This window comes from Prevotella pectinovora, assembly GCF_041323955.1.
Taxonomy (GTDB): Bacteria; Bacteroidota; Bacteroidia; order Bacteroidales; family Bacteroidaceae; genus Prevotella; species Prevotella pectinovora.
In genome coordinates this window covers 2,146,815-2,164,060 of the sequence record NZ_JBGLIV010000001.1, presented here as the reverse complement: position 1 = coordinate 2,164,060, position 17,246 = coordinate 2,146,815, and the positions used below count along the sequence as shown (strand labels likewise).

The 17,246-nt window shown below is 48.7% G+C and carries 14 protein-coding genes; 9 read left to right on the top strand and 5 right to left on the bottom strand.

Annotated features, from left to right (window positions below):
• Positions 1–9 precede the first annotated feature (9 nt).
• The 6 genes from ACDC99_RS08520 to ACDC99_RS08495 all read left to right on the top strand — a co-directional run bounded on the left by ACDC99_RS08520 (position 10) and on the right by ACDC99_RS08495 (position 6,375).
• Positions 10–906, top strand: a complete 897-nt coding sequence (locus tag ACDC99_RS08520) for a fimbrillin family protein (protein ID WP_288768206.1) — start codon at positions 10–12, stop codon at positions 904–906.
• A 17-nt stretch (positions 907–923) separates the two neighbouring features.
• Positions 924–1,991: a L,D-transpeptidase Cds6 family protein gene (locus ACDC99_RS08515; protein WP_370756570.1), complete on the top strand. Its 1,068-nt coding sequence runs from the start codon at positions 924–926 to the stop codon at positions 1,989–1,991.
• Positions 1,992–2,097: 106 nt separating this feature from the next.
• Positions 2,098–3,084, top strand: coding sequence for a hypothetical protein (locus ACDC99_RS08510; protein ID WP_370756569.1), 987 nt, complete (start codon positions 2,098–2,100; stop codon positions 3,082–3,084).
• The gene (locus ACDC99_RS08505) at positions 3,074–4,768 is read left to right on the top strand and encodes a leucine-rich repeat domain-containing protein (protein ID WP_370756568.1); all 1,695 of its coding nucleotides are present in this window, start codon (positions 3,074–3,076) and stop codon (positions 4,766–4,768) included. Before ACDC99_RS08510 ends, ACDC99_RS08505 begins: the two co-directional genes overlap by 11 nt.
• 2 nt (positions 4,769–4,770) lie before the next feature.
• Complete coding sequence (locus ACDC99_RS08500) at positions 4,771–5,337, top strand: hypothetical protein (RefSeq protein ID WP_044065803.1); 567 nt, start codon at positions 4,771–4,773, stop codon at positions 5,335–5,337.
• 33 nt (positions 5,338–5,370) lie between these two features.
• Complete coding sequence (locus ACDC99_RS08495; protein ID WP_370756567.1) at positions 5,371–6,375, top strand: serine/threonine protein kinase; 1,005 nt, start codon at positions 5,371–5,373, stop codon at positions 6,373–6,375.
• A 39-nt stretch (positions 6,376–6,414) separates the two neighbouring features.
• Here the strand turns inward: ACDC99_RS08495 and ACDC99_RS08490 are convergent, their stop codons facing one another.
• From ACDC99_RS08490 to ACDC99_RS08475, 4 genes are all read right to left on the bottom strand, one after another.
• Positions 6,415–7,347 carry a helix-turn-helix transcriptional regulator gene (locus ACDC99_RS08490; RefSeq protein WP_302750057.1) on the bottom strand — a complete coding sequence of 311 codons (933 nt, stop codon included), beginning with the start codon at positions 7,345–7,347 and terminating at the stop codon, positions 6,415–6,417.
• A 10-nt stretch (positions 7,348–7,357) separates the two neighbouring features.
• Positions 7,358–7,984: a hypothetical protein gene (locus tag ACDC99_RS08485; RefSeq protein WP_278840471.1), complete on the bottom strand. Its 627-nt coding sequence runs from the start codon at positions 7,982–7,984 to the stop codon at positions 7,358–7,360.
• A 674-nt stretch (positions 7,985–8,658) separates the two neighbouring features.
• A complete protein-coding gene (locus ACDC99_RS08480; RefSeq protein ID WP_278840473.1) occupies positions 8,659–9,222 on the bottom strand; it encodes a DUF4112 domain-containing protein in 564 nt (187 codons plus the stop codon).
• Positions 9,222–11,399, bottom strand: coding sequence for a hypothetical protein (locus ACDC99_RS08475; RefSeq protein ID WP_288745135.1), 2,178 nt, complete (start codon positions 11,397–11,399; stop codon positions 9,222–9,224). Before ACDC99_RS08475 ends, ACDC99_RS08480 begins: the two co-directional genes overlap by 1 nt.
• A 470-nt stretch (positions 11,400–11,869) precedes the next feature.
• On the opposite strand from ACDC99_RS08475, the gene ACDC99_RS08470 reads away from it, so the two are divergent.
• From ACDC99_RS08470 to ACDC99_RS08460, 3 genes are all read left to right on the top strand, one after another.
• The gene (locus ACDC99_RS08470; RefSeq protein ID WP_278840476.1) at positions 11,870–13,291 is read left to right on the top strand and encodes an ATP-binding protein; all 1,422 of its coding nucleotides are present in this window, start codon (positions 11,870–11,872) and stop codon (positions 13,289–13,291) included.
• A gap of 77 nt (positions 13,292–13,368) precedes the next feature.
• Positions 13,369–14,946, top strand: a complete 1,578-nt coding sequence (locus ACDC99_RS08465) for an ATP-binding protein (protein ID WP_370756566.1) — start codon at positions 13,369–13,371, stop codon at positions 14,944–14,946.
• A gap of 205 nt (positions 14,947–15,151) precedes the next feature.
• Positions 15,152–16,576, top strand: coding sequence for an AAA family ATPase (locus ACDC99_RS08460; RefSeq protein WP_308007213.1), 1,425 nt, complete (start codon positions 15,152–15,154; stop codon positions 16,574–16,576).
• Positions 16,577–16,991: 415 nt separating this feature from the next.
• Here ACDC99_RS08460 and ACDC99_RS08455 read toward each other — a convergent pair whose 3' ends face one another.
• Positions 16,992–17,201, bottom strand: a complete 210-nt coding sequence (locus ACDC99_RS08455) for a hypothetical protein (protein WP_370756565.1) — start codon at positions 17,199–17,201, stop codon at positions 16,992–16,994.
• Positions 17,202–17,246 lie beyond the last annotated feature (45 nt).

The following is a 17,246-nucleotide window of genomic DNA, read 5'->3' as shown; positions in this document are numbered from 1 at the left end:
GATTAGAAGATGAAGATACATACTATTATATATATGGCATTGGTGCTGACCGTAGCCGGGATGACATCGTGCAGCCAGGACATCCTGCCTACGGATGAGCCGACAGATACAGAAAACATGAAGATGAAGCTGGTGATGAGCCATCCTGCCCAGAAGGTGGATGCTGCGGCAACGGATTTTGAGGAAGGCGACAAGGTGGGCATCTTCGTGACACAGGCAGACAAGCCACTGCAGCTGGGTGGCAACGTGGTGAACAACGAGGCAATGACATTCAGCGGCAACGGGTGGACGGCAGCCAGAACACTGTATTGGGACGATGGCACATACAATGTGTATGCCTACTATCCATATATCAACAGTCTGAGCAGCATCGAAGACCAGCCGTTCAGCGTCAGTCTCGACCAGACCACGGAGAAGACAGCCACAGCCCCCGGTGGTTATGAGGCGAGCGACCTGCTCCATGCCTCATGTAAAGGCGTGGCGGCATCCGACGAACCGGTGAACCTCATCTTCAGACATATCATGAGCAAACTCACGATAAGGCTGATAAAAGGTGAGGACTTTGAGGGCGAGATGCCAGTAAACGCCACCGTATATGTGCATAACACCGTGCCGGAGGCAACGATAGACCTTCAGGCAGGGGTGGCAACACGCAATGCGAAGGCTGTAAGGCAGACTATCACTGCACATCACGACGGCGACTACCTGTATTCTGCCATCATCGTGCCGCAGCGCATAGAGAACCGCATGCCGCTCATCGAAGTCGTCATGCACAACATGAGTTATCTGTATGAAAGCAAGTTCCAGTTCAAACCCGGCATGGAGCATCTCGTGAACCTGATTATCCCCAACAATCCCGACAATATAAGAATAGAGATAGGTGGGGACATAAAGGAATGGCAATAAAACACCTTATACCGTAAATGAAGAAGACTATCAGCATATTGTCCGCCTTTGCCATCTTGCTCTGTCTGTGGCTCGCGGCGTTGTGGCTGCCTGCTCTCACTGATGAAGGCAAGCCACAGAGCGAGACGAGGTATGGCGTGAGCGAGGGACTGGAATTGGTGGAACAGACATTTGCCGGAAAGGAAAAGAAATATGTCGTTGAGGACGACAGGGGAAACGTGGTGTTTGCAGTGCCCCTGCGTGGCTGCATCATCGATACCCGCTATCGCGGCGGCAGGCTCCGTTTCAGAGAAGAGGGCTCCAGGCGCGAAGGGTATATCGACCGCCAGGGCATCGTGACCTTCTTTGACGAGGGTAAGGCGAGTATCCCGGAACAGGTTGCCACAGGAACTACGGCACGGTTTGCCACCTCCGACGAGGCTTCTGCCCGACAGGAGTATGGCGAGGCATCCGGATCCTTGTCCGGCGGAGGTGCTTCAAAGCTGTCGGGAGCAGGGCGGAGAAGCCTGTCTATATCACAAGTGCCACTGAAGACCATAGCGAAAGATCATGCGTTCTTCAAGGAGGCATCGAAGATATTGCAGGGCAAGTTGACGGAGCAGGATGCCAAGCGGCGCCACACGATACTCAACTACTGTGAGCATCTGCGCTCTGCATACACTACAAAAGACATTGATTTCCTGCGCCAGGTGTTCAGCGACAAGGCTCTGATTATCGTGGGCAATGTGGTGAAGACAGCCACGACAGACGGCAAGTGTATAGCAGAACCACGGGTGAGCTACGCCATCCACTCCAAGCAGCAATATATGGCACGCCTCACCAAGGTGTTTGCCTCAAACAGTAAGATTGACGTGAAGTTCTCCGGTTTCCGCATCCTTCGCCATCCCACGATGGACGGCATCTATGGCGTCACGCTGCGGCAGCGCTACAGCAGCGACCGCTACAGCGACGACGGGTATCTGTTCCTGTTGTGGGACTTCACAGACAAGTCGATGCCCGTGATTCATGTCCGCACCTGGCAGCCGGCATCCACTGTTGCCGATGGTGCTGACGTGATAAGCATACAGGATTTCAATCTGCAGTGACAAATGCGTCAGCAGAAATCCAGGACTATGAATATCCTCCCCAAATGGTTTGCTTACCGATTCGGGATAAAGAAGAATAATATAACGAGTTCACTATATATAATATATGAAAAGAACATCATCCTTTGGCAATGCCGGCAGACTGCTCTTTGCCGTCTGCTTATGGCTGCTTAGTGCAGGCAGTGCGCTCTCACAAGAATTCTCGGTGAGCAGTTTCCGTATCCTGCCCAACGACGTGAGTGCCTTTGTTAACAGCGTGCGCGACCTCAATGATGAGGCTTGTGCCCTGGTGAAGGTTGAGGCTCCGGCTGACTTTGCCTTTTCCACACCTTTGGGCATAGTGAAGCGCAAGGACGAGGTGGGCGAGATATGGCTTTATCTGCCGAAGGGAACCAAGATGATAACGCTGAAGCATCCGGATTGGGGCGTGCTTCGCGACTATAAGTTGGGGATGGCATTGGAGAGCCGCATGACCTATGAGATGAAACTGACTCTGCCGAAGCCCATCGTTACGGAGCGCCACGACACCATCGTGCAGGTGAGGACAGTAGTAGATACCGTCACCGTGGCCAAGACCAGACCCAGATTGCCCTTGTCCCTATATGCCCTTGCCACCGTCAGTGCCCACGACAACGGACCGTCGTATGGGGTCTTCTTTGCCATGATGCGTCGCCATGGATTCTTTGTTCATGCCAGCACCGATTTCAGTAGTATAGGTACCACTCGCGGCAGTTGCTCAAAAGACGGCAGCATAGGCGGAGCAGCAGAGAAACCATATTATTCCGGCAATACTGCCAAAAGCCATTACACCGTGACCGCCGGAGCAGTACACTGTCTGACCAGAAACCTGTCTCTCTTCGAGGGCATTGGATATGGTCGCAGTGCCGTGGCATGGCAGTTGGCAGAGAGCGAGGGCGGCGGATATATGCAGAACAACGGACTTACCCATAAGGGAGTGGCAGGCGAGGCTGGTGCGCTCCTGTCGTTCGGTCGCATCGCCGTGTCGGCATCTGCCGTCACCATTGCCGGGAAGCAATGGCAGGGAAGTCTTGGTGTGGGTATAAAACTATGGAGGGATAAGAATGAGAAATGACAAATGCATACCAATAATATGGCGTAACGCCCGTCATATATCCTTGTGGCGAATTGCCAGTCAGCAGCTGTCGGCTCTTTGTTGCATGCTGCTTGTCGCTTGCCTCTTCTCGTGTGCCAGCGACAAACCCGACTATCTGGAGCCGCACATCGCCACGCTGCCAGCCACAGAAATTACACGTACGGAAGCCACGCTTAATGGTTCTGCCATGGTAGAAGGCGAGACGGAGATGCCGCAGCTGTGTTTCAGATACGGCATGACGGAGGAGATGAGTCAGACGATACCGGCTGCCGGCGGCAACACCCCGTCGGCTACGGCACGAATCACAGGACTCATCCCTGCCACCACTTATTATTATATGCTTGAGGGCTACAACGGAAGGACGACAGTAAGGGGAAACACGCTGACCTTCACCACTCTGCCCAACGAGAAGCCATCGGTGAGCGAGGCAAGCATCGTCAGCCACGGACCGATGAGCGTGATTGTCAGTTATGAGATAACCGACGATGGCGGAGAGACAATAACGGAGACCGGATGCCTGTATGCCCTTTCCTCTGCTGCCGAAGACAGACAGAGAGTACAGCTCACAGACTGTCAGATAGGCAAGGGACGGCAGACTCTCTTGATTTCCGACCTCAATCGTAATGCCACGTATCTGATATGGCCATACGCCAAGAGCCGGATGGGCGAAACCATAGGAACACCGATAACATTCACCACGGGTGATGCCGTAATGCTCGGCGAGGCGGGACAGCTGCGCTCGTTGTTGGGCAAGGGACTGTATACCTATACCAGACTCTCAATAGCGGGATCTTTGAATGGCGACGACCTGCGTTGCCTGAGAGAGATGATGGGCCGTGGACTTAATGATGCAGCGACGGCAGGCAGACTTTCTGATGCAGACCTGACGGACGCCAGGATAGTTGCAGGAGGCGACCCCTACGACGGTTCGAGGTATTCCGCAGACAATGTCGTGGGACAAGGGTTGTTCGCCGGTTGTGAAAGTCTGGTGAAGATAGCCTTGCCTACTGGCACTACAACTATAGAGAAGGATGCCTTTGCCCGTTGCACAGCTCTCGAAGACATCAGCATACCGGCATCGGCAGCATCCGTATTGCCGTCAAGCGGCTGTTCGGCATTGCGGGGCATCAGTGTGTCGGGAGCCAACACCCATTATATCGGCAAGGACGGTGTGCTGCTCAATGCCGATGCCACACGCATCGTATGGTTCCCGATGGGCAAGAGCGGAAGCTATACATTGCCGCCTACTGTCACATCAATCGGCAACTACGCCTTCAGGGAGTGCAGCATAGAGACATTCACGTTTCCGGACAACATCACCACGCTTGGTTCCGGCGTCTTCATTGACAGCAAGGTGAAGGAGGTGAAAATGCCGGGCGGTCTGCGCTTGGTGCCTACTGCAACCTTCCAGGGCTGCAAGCAGCTCCGTGTGGTGCACCTTGGCAGCAAGACGGAGATGATTTCCGACTATGCCTTCTCCGACTGTCCGCTCACCGACATATATGTGGATGCCCAACTGCCGCCGGTATGCAATGCCAAGACTTTTGCTGCCGAAGGAACGGGCATCTTTGGAACCTGCCGTGTGCATGTGCCCAAGGGAAGGGTGAACATCTACAAGGCGAGCGACGGTTGGAAATTATTCAAGAACATCATTACAGACTGATTATGACGACACCAGAAATAGAAGAACTGAAACTGCTCATTGAGGAGAAATACGGAAAGTCTCTGAGTACGACGACCGACTTTGAAGAGTTTTCACTGTATCTTAGAAAGAAGGCTGGAAAGAATATTTCGGCATCCACCATGAAGCGCCTGTACGGATATGTGGCTGACGACCACAAGCCGAGGATTTCCACTCTCGACCTGTTGGCGCAATACGCCGGACATGCCGACTACAAGGCTTTCGTGTTTTGGCTGAAGAGCAGCACGAAATACAACTCCTCTTTCTTCATGGCAGACCAGCTGACGAGCGGAGAACTGACCGTAGGCATGGAGATAATGATAGGGTGGAGCCCCAACCGACTGATAACTCTGCGTTATATGGGAAACAGCATATATGAGGTGGTGGCATCGGCAAACAGCAAACTGCTTAGTGGCGACCGCTTCTGCACGGGATGTTTCATCAAGGGACAGCCGTTGCTGCTGCCGTATATAGACAGGAATGGCGAACATACCATGCCTTTCGTGGCTGGCCGCAACGGCGGACTCACCGTATTGAAACTGAAAAAATAAACAGGCTGATTGCCGATATGGGATTATTACATTATGCAAGACGATTCAAAACAAATAACCGACGCTGCAGGTTCTCTGGACTGCGACTACACATCAGGCTTCACCGAGTCGATAGACAAGGAGATGGCTGCCGACCCTATGCCTGAAGAGAAGGGATTTGGCAACATCAAGGAGTGTTATGTTTCAAATTCCGGACCTACACGCCTGTTTGCAGCCACGAGGTATGGCAAACGCTACATGCTGAAATGTCTGAAAGAGGATTTTCTCCTCACTCCCATATATCAGCAGGCGATAGTGAAAGAGTTTGAAATCGGTCTGCAACTCGAACATCCGTACATCTGCCGCACCTTTGCCATGGAGCGCTTTGCCGGCATGGGCTATACCATTGTGATGGAACAGGTGGACGGCGACACGCTGCAGACGCTGATAGATGAAAAGAGACTCTCCTCAGAACTTGCCTTCAGAATAGTGTCGCAGATGATGGACGCATTGGATTATATGCACAGCAAGCAGATTGTACACCGCGACATAAAACCGGCGAACATCATGGTGACACACATGGGGAAGAACGTGAAGATAATAGACTTCGGACTTTCCGACAGCGACCTCTTCGGAGTGTTGAAGATGCCGGCAGGCACTTACAGATACCTTGCCCCGGAGCAACTTCTGGAGGGTGCCGTAGCCGAACCCGGGGCTGACATATATTCTCTCGGTATGGTGATGGAGGATATGGCTGTGGCTACAGACAGCAAGAAACTGCGCAGGATGTCGCGGATATGCACAGTGAAGGATGCCTCGCAGCGCCCCGACAGTATAGAAGCCTTGCGCAATCGCTTCATGAGGAGCCAACGTGACCTCCGCATCATCTCCTTCCTCATTGCCCTCGTGGCAGCGCTTGTCTGCATGCTCTCGGTATCGCTCTTCATGCGCAGTCACGATGCCGATAAAGAGAATGACACTGTAAGTCAGCCAAGCGGCTGCAAGGCAAACCGCCAGGATGACAACAGTGTCATCGACTATAATCTATGGGACAGGTGATGAGGATTACCCCAAATCATTCATCAGGGCGTTAGGCGTTTATTCCCCGTTGAGACACTCTCCCGTTTCGTAGCTCTTCGTCATGTCTTTCAATATTGCAATCATCTTCTGCCGCAGGTTTTCCGGCTTCAATACCATGATGTTGCGTCCGTGCCACAGCAGTTCCTGCAGGAAGTCGCGGGTGGGGCGCACACGGAGCGTGTATTCACGATACGCACCGTCGGCATACTCGCCGACCTTCTCCTGACTGTCGTGCAGCGGCACCTCCTCTATATAGTTGTATTCGGGGTAGAATACACGTATGCGGACTTTCTCTATCGGTTCCTCCTCCATACGCATGATGCCGAAACAACCGTCGAAGTAGTTTTCGGGGTTGAGCTGCCGCTTTATCTTTGCCGGCAGAGGATGTTTCTTGCATACTGTCTCCATGAAGGTTATGCGGTCGAACGGCAGACAGCGCACCTCTTCTTTCTCGTTCACTCCAATGACATACCAGCGCTGCTTGAATAACCTCACGAAAGCAGGCAACAAGGCAAAGTCCTTCTCCACGCCGAATGGCGTGGCGTAGTGGAATTTTATCAGATACTGCTTGTCTATAGCAGAGAGTATGTCTTCGAGGTATTCGGAGTTGTGGGGTGGTGACTCGAGCATCACCTTGTTGTGGTATTGCAGCATGTCGTGCAGCGATGCCAGTCGCAAGGCACTGAGCATCCACTCCGTTATCTCGTCACACTCCACGGGGTCTTTCTTCAAGTAATAGCGATAGCCGTCAGCCTTGCCGCCACATTCCACCATGATGCCAAGCTGCGACTCTATACACTTGCGGTAGCGGTGGAACGTGCGCAGCGGCAGCTCCTCCCTGTAAACATTAGCCGTAGCATCCATCCAGGCATCGGCAATCTCAGCAAATGTCATAGGCCGGCGACTAAGCTGCGTTATCAGCCAGCTATAGAATTTCACTCTGTTGTTCATATCGTCTCCTTTATCCCAAGAATTCCGTTATCACCCTGTGCCAGTAGTCCCACGAATAGCCCACCGACGGATGGTTCACAGCCATCACCTTCACCCGTCTGCCGCTTGCCAGGGTATAAGTCCCTGTTGCCACGCGATAGCCATCCACGATGATGTCCCTGCCGTCGGTCCAACGCTCGCCGGGAAGCTTGTCCCACAGGCGGTTGCCCCATGCGATGAGATATTCTGGCTGGTATTTTTCCATCATGCAGAACAGTGCCTCGCCGGCTTGGCGGTATTGCGCAGAAGTACCAGCCTCACGCGGACCTCCCATTGCCACTTGCAGATAGTTGTAGAACACCACCGACTGCCATATCCTCTGTCTTAATGTCTGGTCGGTCTCCCTGCCCACGAGCGAGCGCTCGAACTTCAGCAGCGTCTGCATCCATCTCTGCCGCTCCACTCTGTCATCGAGATATTGCTTCACTACACCATTGGTGAACCCCATACACTCCCGATGACGAAGGCAGTCACCGCAGTCGGCGCAGCCCTCATCACAGTAGTGGCTCTCGCCAAGCACCATTATGCGCTTGCCGAAGAGTCCTCCGTCGGCGTATGACGAGCCGACGAAGGGACGAAAGAATAATCCGTCGTTCATATATTATTGTTTTTCAGTGTTGTTCATTTTTTCATCCAATGTCTTCCAGATCTCCTTATAGATGTATTTGTTAGAACTGAAAAACAAACCGGAAGAAGGTCGGGTGTGCCAGCTGCCGCATTCTGGGCATTTTACCGGGGCGGTGAACGCCGTGGCGCAATACTCACAGTCCATTCCCTTGAATTTATGTCCGCAGTCATCGCAGACAAATTTTGTCATTCCTCTAAACATAAGCTATTCCTTTCGTGTTTGGACTATAGCCCCCAATCGCCCCGTCTGCTTGTGGATATTGCATTCCTGATGACCGATTCTGGTTTGGCAGGACAAAGGTATTGATAAGTTGCGACCCCTACAAGTCCATAATGGTTCATGGATTGCAGATACACTTCAATTTCTCTGTCTTCCCTATAGTCGTCATGTTATTATTTTTGTTTTACGGTTGCAAAGATACTACGAAGCTGTGCCAAATAGTGGCATGGCAGAGAAGAAAAGAAACTTTGTTCCCGAATTTATCTTGTATAAAAGATAAAACCACACCACTGGAAAATGGTCGCCAATCATTGAAAAATGGGCACGGTGCTTGCCCATGTTGGGCACGGTGCTTGCCCCAAGTGGGTAACGTGCTTGCCCCGGTTGGGCACGATTTGTGCCCGTTTTGTGGATATTTAGAATGGTTAGAAGAGCCGGCTGGCCACCCATATTGCAGCCCTTACTACCAAGTAAATCAACAAACATACAATGGCTATAAGCACTGCCGTGGCAAATGCTTTCTTTCGCACTTTGCTGATGATCTCCTTGTCGTCCTCTATATAACCGGTGATTAGTCTCAGGTTCTCTACATACGAGCGCTTGAATATATCAAACACATTACCGATAACCGGTATGGCTCCAAGCATGACATCTATCAGGATGTTGTATATGACAGCCAAGGTCAGCGGAATGGACTTCACTACACAGAGGCTATAGTATATGAACGGGAAGGCAAGCAAACTTGATATCGTGTCTCCGACACCTCCCGGAATCAGTCCGATGAGTGGATCAAGATAGTATTTATCCATATACTTTGCCGTTTTCACCATCATGCGGTAAGACGAGCGGTTCATCATCTGCTCGCGTTTTGCCTGCTTTTTTTCCACTCGCTCTTGCTCCTTGGCAAGAGCCGCATTGCGTTTGAGGTCTTCTCTCTCGAAATTCATTCCCAGATCACTCTGGGCTTGTTGTCTTCTTGAACTTTCCATTATAATTCGATTTGTTTGTTTCCGTTCATAAAATCAGTGAAGTCTTCCATGCTCAGTGAGTATCCGCTGAGGTCAGACAGCATCTCCATAGCCTGTCTGCGTTCCTCCTCGTTGTCTGCCAGATTGATACGCGTGAAGATCTTGCGCAGGTAAGCGCTCTTGTCATCAATCTTGTCCAGATACCCCTTGAAAGTCTTCGTGTATTCTCTCAACTGTTCGTCGTATGCGGCAGCCGCAATCCTTCCGTTCAGCTGCTGGAGCTTGAGTCTCGCCACACTGTCAAACAGGGCGATGCCTTGCTGCAACGTCTTTTCAGCCTTTGCCTCCACCATATCCAGCTCCTCTTCGGTATATGCCGGTGTCTTGGCTTTTTGCTGAGGTTGGGTGCCTTGCAGTTTCTTGTTGTTCTCGCCGGCCAGCTCCGCAACATCATCAAGCAGACGGTTTGTCATGCGTCGGTCTACATGCAGATTGTCTGCCAATACATTCGTAAACTCCGTCAGGTTCTCCTCGATGTCAGCCGGCAGCTTGGTGGTTTCCTTGAAGTCAGAAATCTCCACAGTGCGGAGCAGTTTGTCGTCGAGTTTGCTCTCGGCAATCTCCCGTCCCAGCTTCAGCATAGCCACCACATCTCTGAGATACTTCAGAGTCTTGATCTTCAGGTTGTCGGAGCTGACAATCCTGCTCCTTATATCTCTCGACACGGCATCCAGCCTTCCTGACAGTCTTGAATGCTCGCTCTTCACCATATCCACCGCTTCCTGATGCGACAGGAGTTCCTCCTTGTCGAGCTTCAGGTCCACCAGCATGTTGTCATACTCCCTGATAAGCGGAGCGCAAGCGGCATCCCATTCAGAATAATTGCGGTAGTAGTTGCGGTTGGCGTTGCCGAATGTCAGCCAGTTCACCAGGAAGAAAGGCTTCGACGGTTTGCGGCTTTTGGCTTTCTGATAGCTTGGCCGTTTGGATTCCAGCATGGTGGTGAGTTCTGCTACCATCGATTTATAGACATCGATGTTCTGCAGATGGTCGTTCATCTCCACTTCGATGGATTTTATTTGCCTGAGCAAAGCCTGACGCTCCTCCTCGAGCGGCCTCACGTTGGCGTCTCCATACAGTGTGTCTGTCATCGACTTGAAATCGGAATCCATCAATCTGGATGCAAAGCGCAGATATACATTCGCCTTCGGTATCACGATATCGTTGAGCGTCTTGTATATCACGAGCAGTCGTGACATGTCAGCCTTTATGCGAGTGGCGTCGTGCTTCACGCTGGTCTGCATCACCTGCAGGTCGCCGCGCAGCTGGTTGGTCTCTTCGCTCGCAACCATATAGTGGTTGAGCATTCCAAGTCCAGCCATGGCGAGTCCCAGTGTCTTGTTGCTGTTTGCAGTAGATTTGTAAGCGTTCATGGATTCTTGCAGCGAGGTGCGGAAACTCTCTGAAATCCTGGAAATCAGAAAGCCGCATTTCTCCTGAATCCTGTTGTATTCCAACTCGATTTCCTTGAGCATATTGTCCACATCAAGCCATTCAATCCGGTTGAAGTCGAACAGTTCTGGCGACACCATCTTGATAGAGTCGCCATAGATGTCGATGAGTCTCATGGCGTATTCACGGTAAGTGGCTTCAATGTCGCTGCGCAGCGAAGTGAAGTCGCTGATGTTGTCGCGCACGTTGTCTTCGGCATATCTGTAAGCCTCTACCAGCTTCGTGTATCTGTCGAATATGGCAGACGCCTTGCTCCTCACCTCTTTGGCTCCACTCGTGCCGGTCAGCACATCTGTCATTTTTGATGCCCCCTGAACCATGGCAGTCTCAAGGTTTTGCAACACCATGTGCTGCAACGTGTCAAAAGAGTTTGCCGTAACCTGCAGTTCGTTCTCTGCAATCGCCAGGGCATCGTCCATACGCCCCTGTTCAAGACAATTGTTCAACTTGTAGTCAGCAACGAGTGTAGTGCGTGAATTGTTGGTCACGAAAGCGATGCTGATGTTACTGTCATTTTTGTAGAAGCTATAGGCTCCAAATACCAGGCTTTCCACTTCAGAAGAGTCGCTCTTTACGCCATACTTCTTCAGCTCAAATGCCAAGTCTGCCCTCAGAAAAGTCTTGTTGTCTCTGCACAGCTCGTCGGCAATCGACTTTATCACTTTGTAGATTTCTTGATTTCCCATATCTGTTTGGATTTAGACCATTTACCCCAATAACGGTCATTATGCCCTCTGATGCAGTGCAGTTTATAACTGCTTGTCCTAATGACCGGTTCTGGCTTTCGAAAGACAAAGGTATTGATAAGTTGCGAACTCTACAAGTCCATAATGGTTCAATGGTTGCAACCGACTTCCTTATTCTTCATCTTTCGTATAGTCGTTATATTATTATTGTACTTTACGGGTGCAAAGTTACTGCGTCGCTATGCCAAATAGTGACATTGCTGGAAAAATAATTACCCCATGTTTCGAATGTTTATGATATGTTGTCGGTAGACGAATAGACAAGTAAACGAGTCGATATGCATTATTTGTCGGAATTGAGCAAGAAAGGTATGGATTATTTGTCGGAATTGAGCAAAAACAGTAGGGATTATTTGTCGGAATAAAGCAAAATCTTTATCTTTGTGCTTGATAATCAAGTACTTTTCGTTATGCAGGAATATATTCAGAGAAACATAGACGTAGAACTGTTGGAATGGAAGAATAATCCGATGAGGAAACCACTTCTGCTTAGAGGTGCCCGACAAGTAGGTAAATCGTCGGCAGTAAGACATTTTGGAAAAGAATTCAAGTATTTCGCTGAGGTAAACTTTGAACGTCACAAAGCCGTCAAGACATTTTTCCAGGGAGATATAGACATACGCTTGATTGCGCAAAAGATAGCAAAATATATCAATGTCCCAATAGAAGAGGGCGAAACTCTTCTGTTTCTTGACGAGATACAGGAGTGTCCGGAAGCCATCATGGCATTGCGCTTTTTCAAAGAAGACTACCCAGGGTTGCATGTCATTGCGGCTGGTTCCCTTCTGGAGTTCACGCTTCAAGAACTACCTACTTATGGCGTGGGACGCATACACACTTTGTTTATGTATCCTATGACGTTTGATGAGTTTCTGAAAGCGAATGATGAAAATGGACTGATAGACATGAAAGGGCAAGCTGACAGCCGACACCCTTTGGATGATGCTTTTCATGAAAAACTCGTAGAATATTTCCGTATATACCTTTTGGTTGGCGGAATGCCTGAGGCTGTGCTGGCATGGATCAAGACTCACGATTTCAACCAATGCAGCCGTGTTCAAGAGGATATTATTCTGACATACGATGACGACTTCAGCAAATACAAGAAAAGGGTCTCTCCCGATTTGCTGAGAACGACAATGCGTGGCATCTGCCATCAGCCAGGAGAGAAGATTACATTCAAACAAATCTCCGCAGACTACAGAAGTTCACAAATCAGAGAGGCTGTCCGGCTGCTGACGCTTGCCGGACTAACCACTCCTGTCGTCGCCACCTCTGGAAATGGTATTCCGCTTGATGCAGAGGCGAACGAAAAAAACATGAAGATTCTGTTTCTTGATTCGGGACTCCTTCTTACGGTTTTGCAGCTTGAAGGAAATCTTGCGCAGCATCTTATAGAGCAGATCATGACTGGCAATCCTCAAGAACTTGTCAACAAAGGTGGTTTGGTCGAGATGGTGGCTGGTCTTGAAATCTTGCGAAATAAACCATGCGTGCAGCGACAACGGATGTTCTATTGGGAGAAAAGTGGGAATAGCATTGCTGAAATAGACTATCTCGATATCTTTAATCTCAAAGTCACCCCGATAGAGATAAAGTCTGGCACGCAGGGTGGCATGAAGAGTCTATGGCTATTCATGAGAGAGAAACATCTTACAGAGGCAATCCGCTGCTCATTCGAGAATTTCGGAGAATTCAGCTACACCGACTCTCAAGCTGACAATGCCGTGCGCCATATAACCATCGTTCCGCTATATGCATTGGAGAATCTGCAGAAGATGAAATATGGGAAGGTGTGGTTGCAAGAAACATTTTCAAACAAAAATATGTAAGTTGACAAGGATTATTCGTACAAATAATGTATCTTCGCAGAAATAAGGCATAAACAAGGCAAATAGGAGGCGTAGATATGACAGACAACAGATTCAGGAGATTGCCGGTAGGCATTCAGTCGTTCAAGGTTATCAGGGAGGAAAACTACCTCTACGTGGACAAGAGCGACATCGTATGGAACATGGTAAACTTGGGAGAAAAGTATAATTACTTGAGCCGCCCTCGTCGGTTCGGCAAGTCCGTGCTTGTCGATACGCTGGAGTCGTACCTTGAAGGAAGAAAAGACCTGTTTGAAGGACTTAAGATTATGCAGCTGGAGAAAGACTGGAAGCAGTATCCTGTCATACGTCTCGACATGAGCCGTGGAGGTGCTAACGAAGACACTCTGCGCTCTTACCTGAACCTGCGCTTCAAGGATTATGAGGAGAAATACAACATTACTCCAGATCCTACTGCCATGCTTGCCGATCGTTTCCACGCCATTATAGCCACGGCATATAAGCAAACCGGGCTGAGAGTAGCGGTCCTCATAGACGAATACGACTCTCCATTGCAACATTCATGGAGAACACCCGAGCATGAAAAATGTACTGGAGTATATCGTGAAGTTTTTGCCATACTAAAGGCGGACGACGAGTACGAACAATTCGTATTCATCACCGGCATCACCAAGTTCACACAGATATCTCTCTTCTCTGTCCTCAACAATCTGACCAACATCAGCTTCATGCCAGAATACGCAGCAATCTGCGGCATTACCGAGGAGGAGATTGAAGAGAACTTTAAGCCAGAACTCAAAAAGATGAGCGAAGCAAACGGTTGGTCTGTACAGGAAACCCACGACAGATTGAAAGCATATTACGACGGGTATCACTTCAGTCGTCGCAATATGGTGGATGTTTACAATCCATACAGCCTCGTCAATGCGCTGAAATCAAAAGAAATAATTAACTTCTGGGCTTCTTCTGGAGCAACATCCCTACTTCCAAAGTTTGTTGACAACATAGAACTTCGCCTCGGTAACTATGAGAAATGCTCTGTAATGCGCAACACCTTGGAACTGTCAGACGTAACTGGAGGCGGTGCCGAATTGTTCTTATATCAATCGGGATATCTCACTATAAAGGAAAGTGACGAGTTTGGTTATATATTGGGGTTCCCTAATGAGGAAGTAAAACAAGCGTTATACGAAACGGTGCTGCCTACTCTTGCCATGCGCTCAGAAAACGAAATACTGTCGCTGCAAGCCTGCCTATACAGAGAATTGGGCACTGGTCAGATAGACGAAGCCATGAAATCTTTGAAGGCCCTCATCGCCGACGTTCCATACAGCAACAAGAAGCTTGCATCTATGGATATGGAGGAACGTTACCGCCTCATCATCAGCACCATACTCAATGCCATCGGCTTGAACGTAGAGGTAGAGCACATGATGTCTACCGGCAGAATCGACATGACGGTGAAGACCTCACGCTACATCTATGTCATTGAACTGAAATTGCATAATAACGGTGGTAAGGAAGCTGCTACCGAACAAATCCTCAACCGTCAATATATGGAACATTTCAAGGCCGACAAGCGCCAAGTCATAGGATTGGGCATTGAACTTGATGGAGAAGGAAAGGGACTCTTAGGCTGGAAGAGAGCGGAATGAATGCAAAAAAACATGGATTTTTTACCCAAATCGTTGTTGTAGGATTAGATTTGGGTAAATAATCGCCGTTTTTTTACTTCTACTGCAATAAAATAATTATCTTTGCATAAGATAAGCAGCACCTCAGCATAACAGTCAAGCAAACTTGTTGTTCTGCATTCTGTTTGCATTATCTTTGTGACTGTTAATTTATAAAGATATTAGCATGATGAATAAACTTGTTGGTAGAGAGCGAGAGTGTCAAGAACTCAAAAGAGCAATGGAATCCGACCGTTCCGAATTTGTGATAGTATATGGACGGCGAAGAGTTGGCAAGACTTTTCTTGTGGACCAGTATTATCAGGGGCATTATGACTTTACTTTTGTAGGAGGGCATAATCTTTCACGCCAAAGACAGCTTACAAGTTTTGCGCGTGCATTGAAGAAGTTGTCTGGTGTTAAGCCTGATAAGTTTGCCGATTGGTTCGATGCCTTTGATGCTCTTGAGGAATATCTTGATTCGCTCGATGCAAGCAGGAAGAAAGTGGTGTTTATAGACGAAATGCCTTGGATAGACACACAGAAATCAGACTTTGTTGCAGCATTGGAAAATTTCTGGAATGGTTGGGCTGCTCGTCGCAGTGATATTGTGTTCATTGCCAGCGGTTCGGCCACGTCATGGATGGTTGACAATCTGATTGAAAACCAAGGAGGATTACATGCACGTATTACAAGCAGCATTTATGTCAGACCTTTCACCTTGCATGAGACAGAAGAGTATCTTCAAAGAAAACACTGCAAGTGGGACAGATACCAGACATTGCAGTGCTATATGATATTTGGGGGTATTCCATTCTATTTAAGCCTCATCAATGCAAAAGAGAGTCTTGTGCAGAATGTAGACCGACTGTTTTTTGCCCAAGGCGGCATCATGCGAAACGAATTTGACGAATTATACAATGCTCTGTTTTCGAATGCCGATTTGTACATAAGCGTTGTTAAGACATTGGCCGCCCATCATGACGGTATGTCTCGTAATGAGATATCCAAAGCTACAGGGATGACAGGAGGAACTCTTACCCGTATGCTGACAAATCTTGAACGTTGTGATTTCATCTCACGGAGTCAGAATTTTGGACATAAGACCAAAGATACAATCTATCGTTTAGTTGATTTCTACACCCTTTTCTATTACAAGTTCATCATGCAGGATATTTCAGGTGATGAACATTGGTGGAGCCATAACTTTGAGTCGCGCCAAGTATCAACATGGCAAGGGCTTACGTTTGAAATAATATGTCTTATGCACACAGACTGTATTAAAAGTGCATTAGGAATTTCTGGAATGGCTACAGAAGTGTCATCATGGCACCAGACTGCATGCGAAGGACAAAAGGGTGGCCAGATAGATTTGGTTATCAAACGTGCTGACCGCATCATTCATCTTTGTGAAATGAAATTTAGCAAATCGGAGTTCCGTATTACCGAAGCATACGAACAGTTACTAAGACAACGATTGGAGTTATTCCAAAGCACCACCAAAACTAAGTTTTCATTGGTTATCACCTTCGTTACTACCTATGGTGTTGCAGATGGTCTGCATCATAGCCTGGTGCATAGCGAAGTTACAATGGAACAGCTTTTCAAGTGACTCAATGCCATAGGCTTGAACGTTGAGGTAGGGCACATCCACCAGTCATATTTACGGTCACCATATTAGTCGTTATTTTGATTGTTAGTAAAATCTGAATTGATATCAGGGCAAGTGGATGTCGTGTGATTCTCCACCCTTTTCGCTTTGTTGCGTTCGGATAAAGGCATAGCTGTCAGAACCGCGCAGTTTCTCATAACACAATTCTCTTACCAGTTCAGGCTTTTCGAGCCAGTTGAAATCTGCAAAAACCAGTAGCCGTTCCTTTTTTTGTCATTGCTTTAATATTAATTATAATATGCAAATATGGGCAATTTACTTCATTATAAGATGGGTTACGTGGACTTTTTTATATAATAAAGGCTATATCAGCTATCTGCCACAAATTGATTAATTAAAATAGACTAAAACGGTATTACAGCAGAGCGATGTCCGCTTCGATGCTCTCTGGAGTAAAGCGGATGTCCTTCAGCGCCACCTTTTCAAACACCTTCTGCAGCTTGTCGATATCGCCAAGACGAAGTTTAACTATGTTGCCAGGCATCTGTTCTACAAAGCCTGCTTTCTCCGGCACAAGCTTCTTAGCATAAGAGATGGCTGGCGACACAAGCAGGTCGATGCCCATTTTGCCGTCTTCCTGCTATTGCTGTTCAGAACACAGTCTGCATAA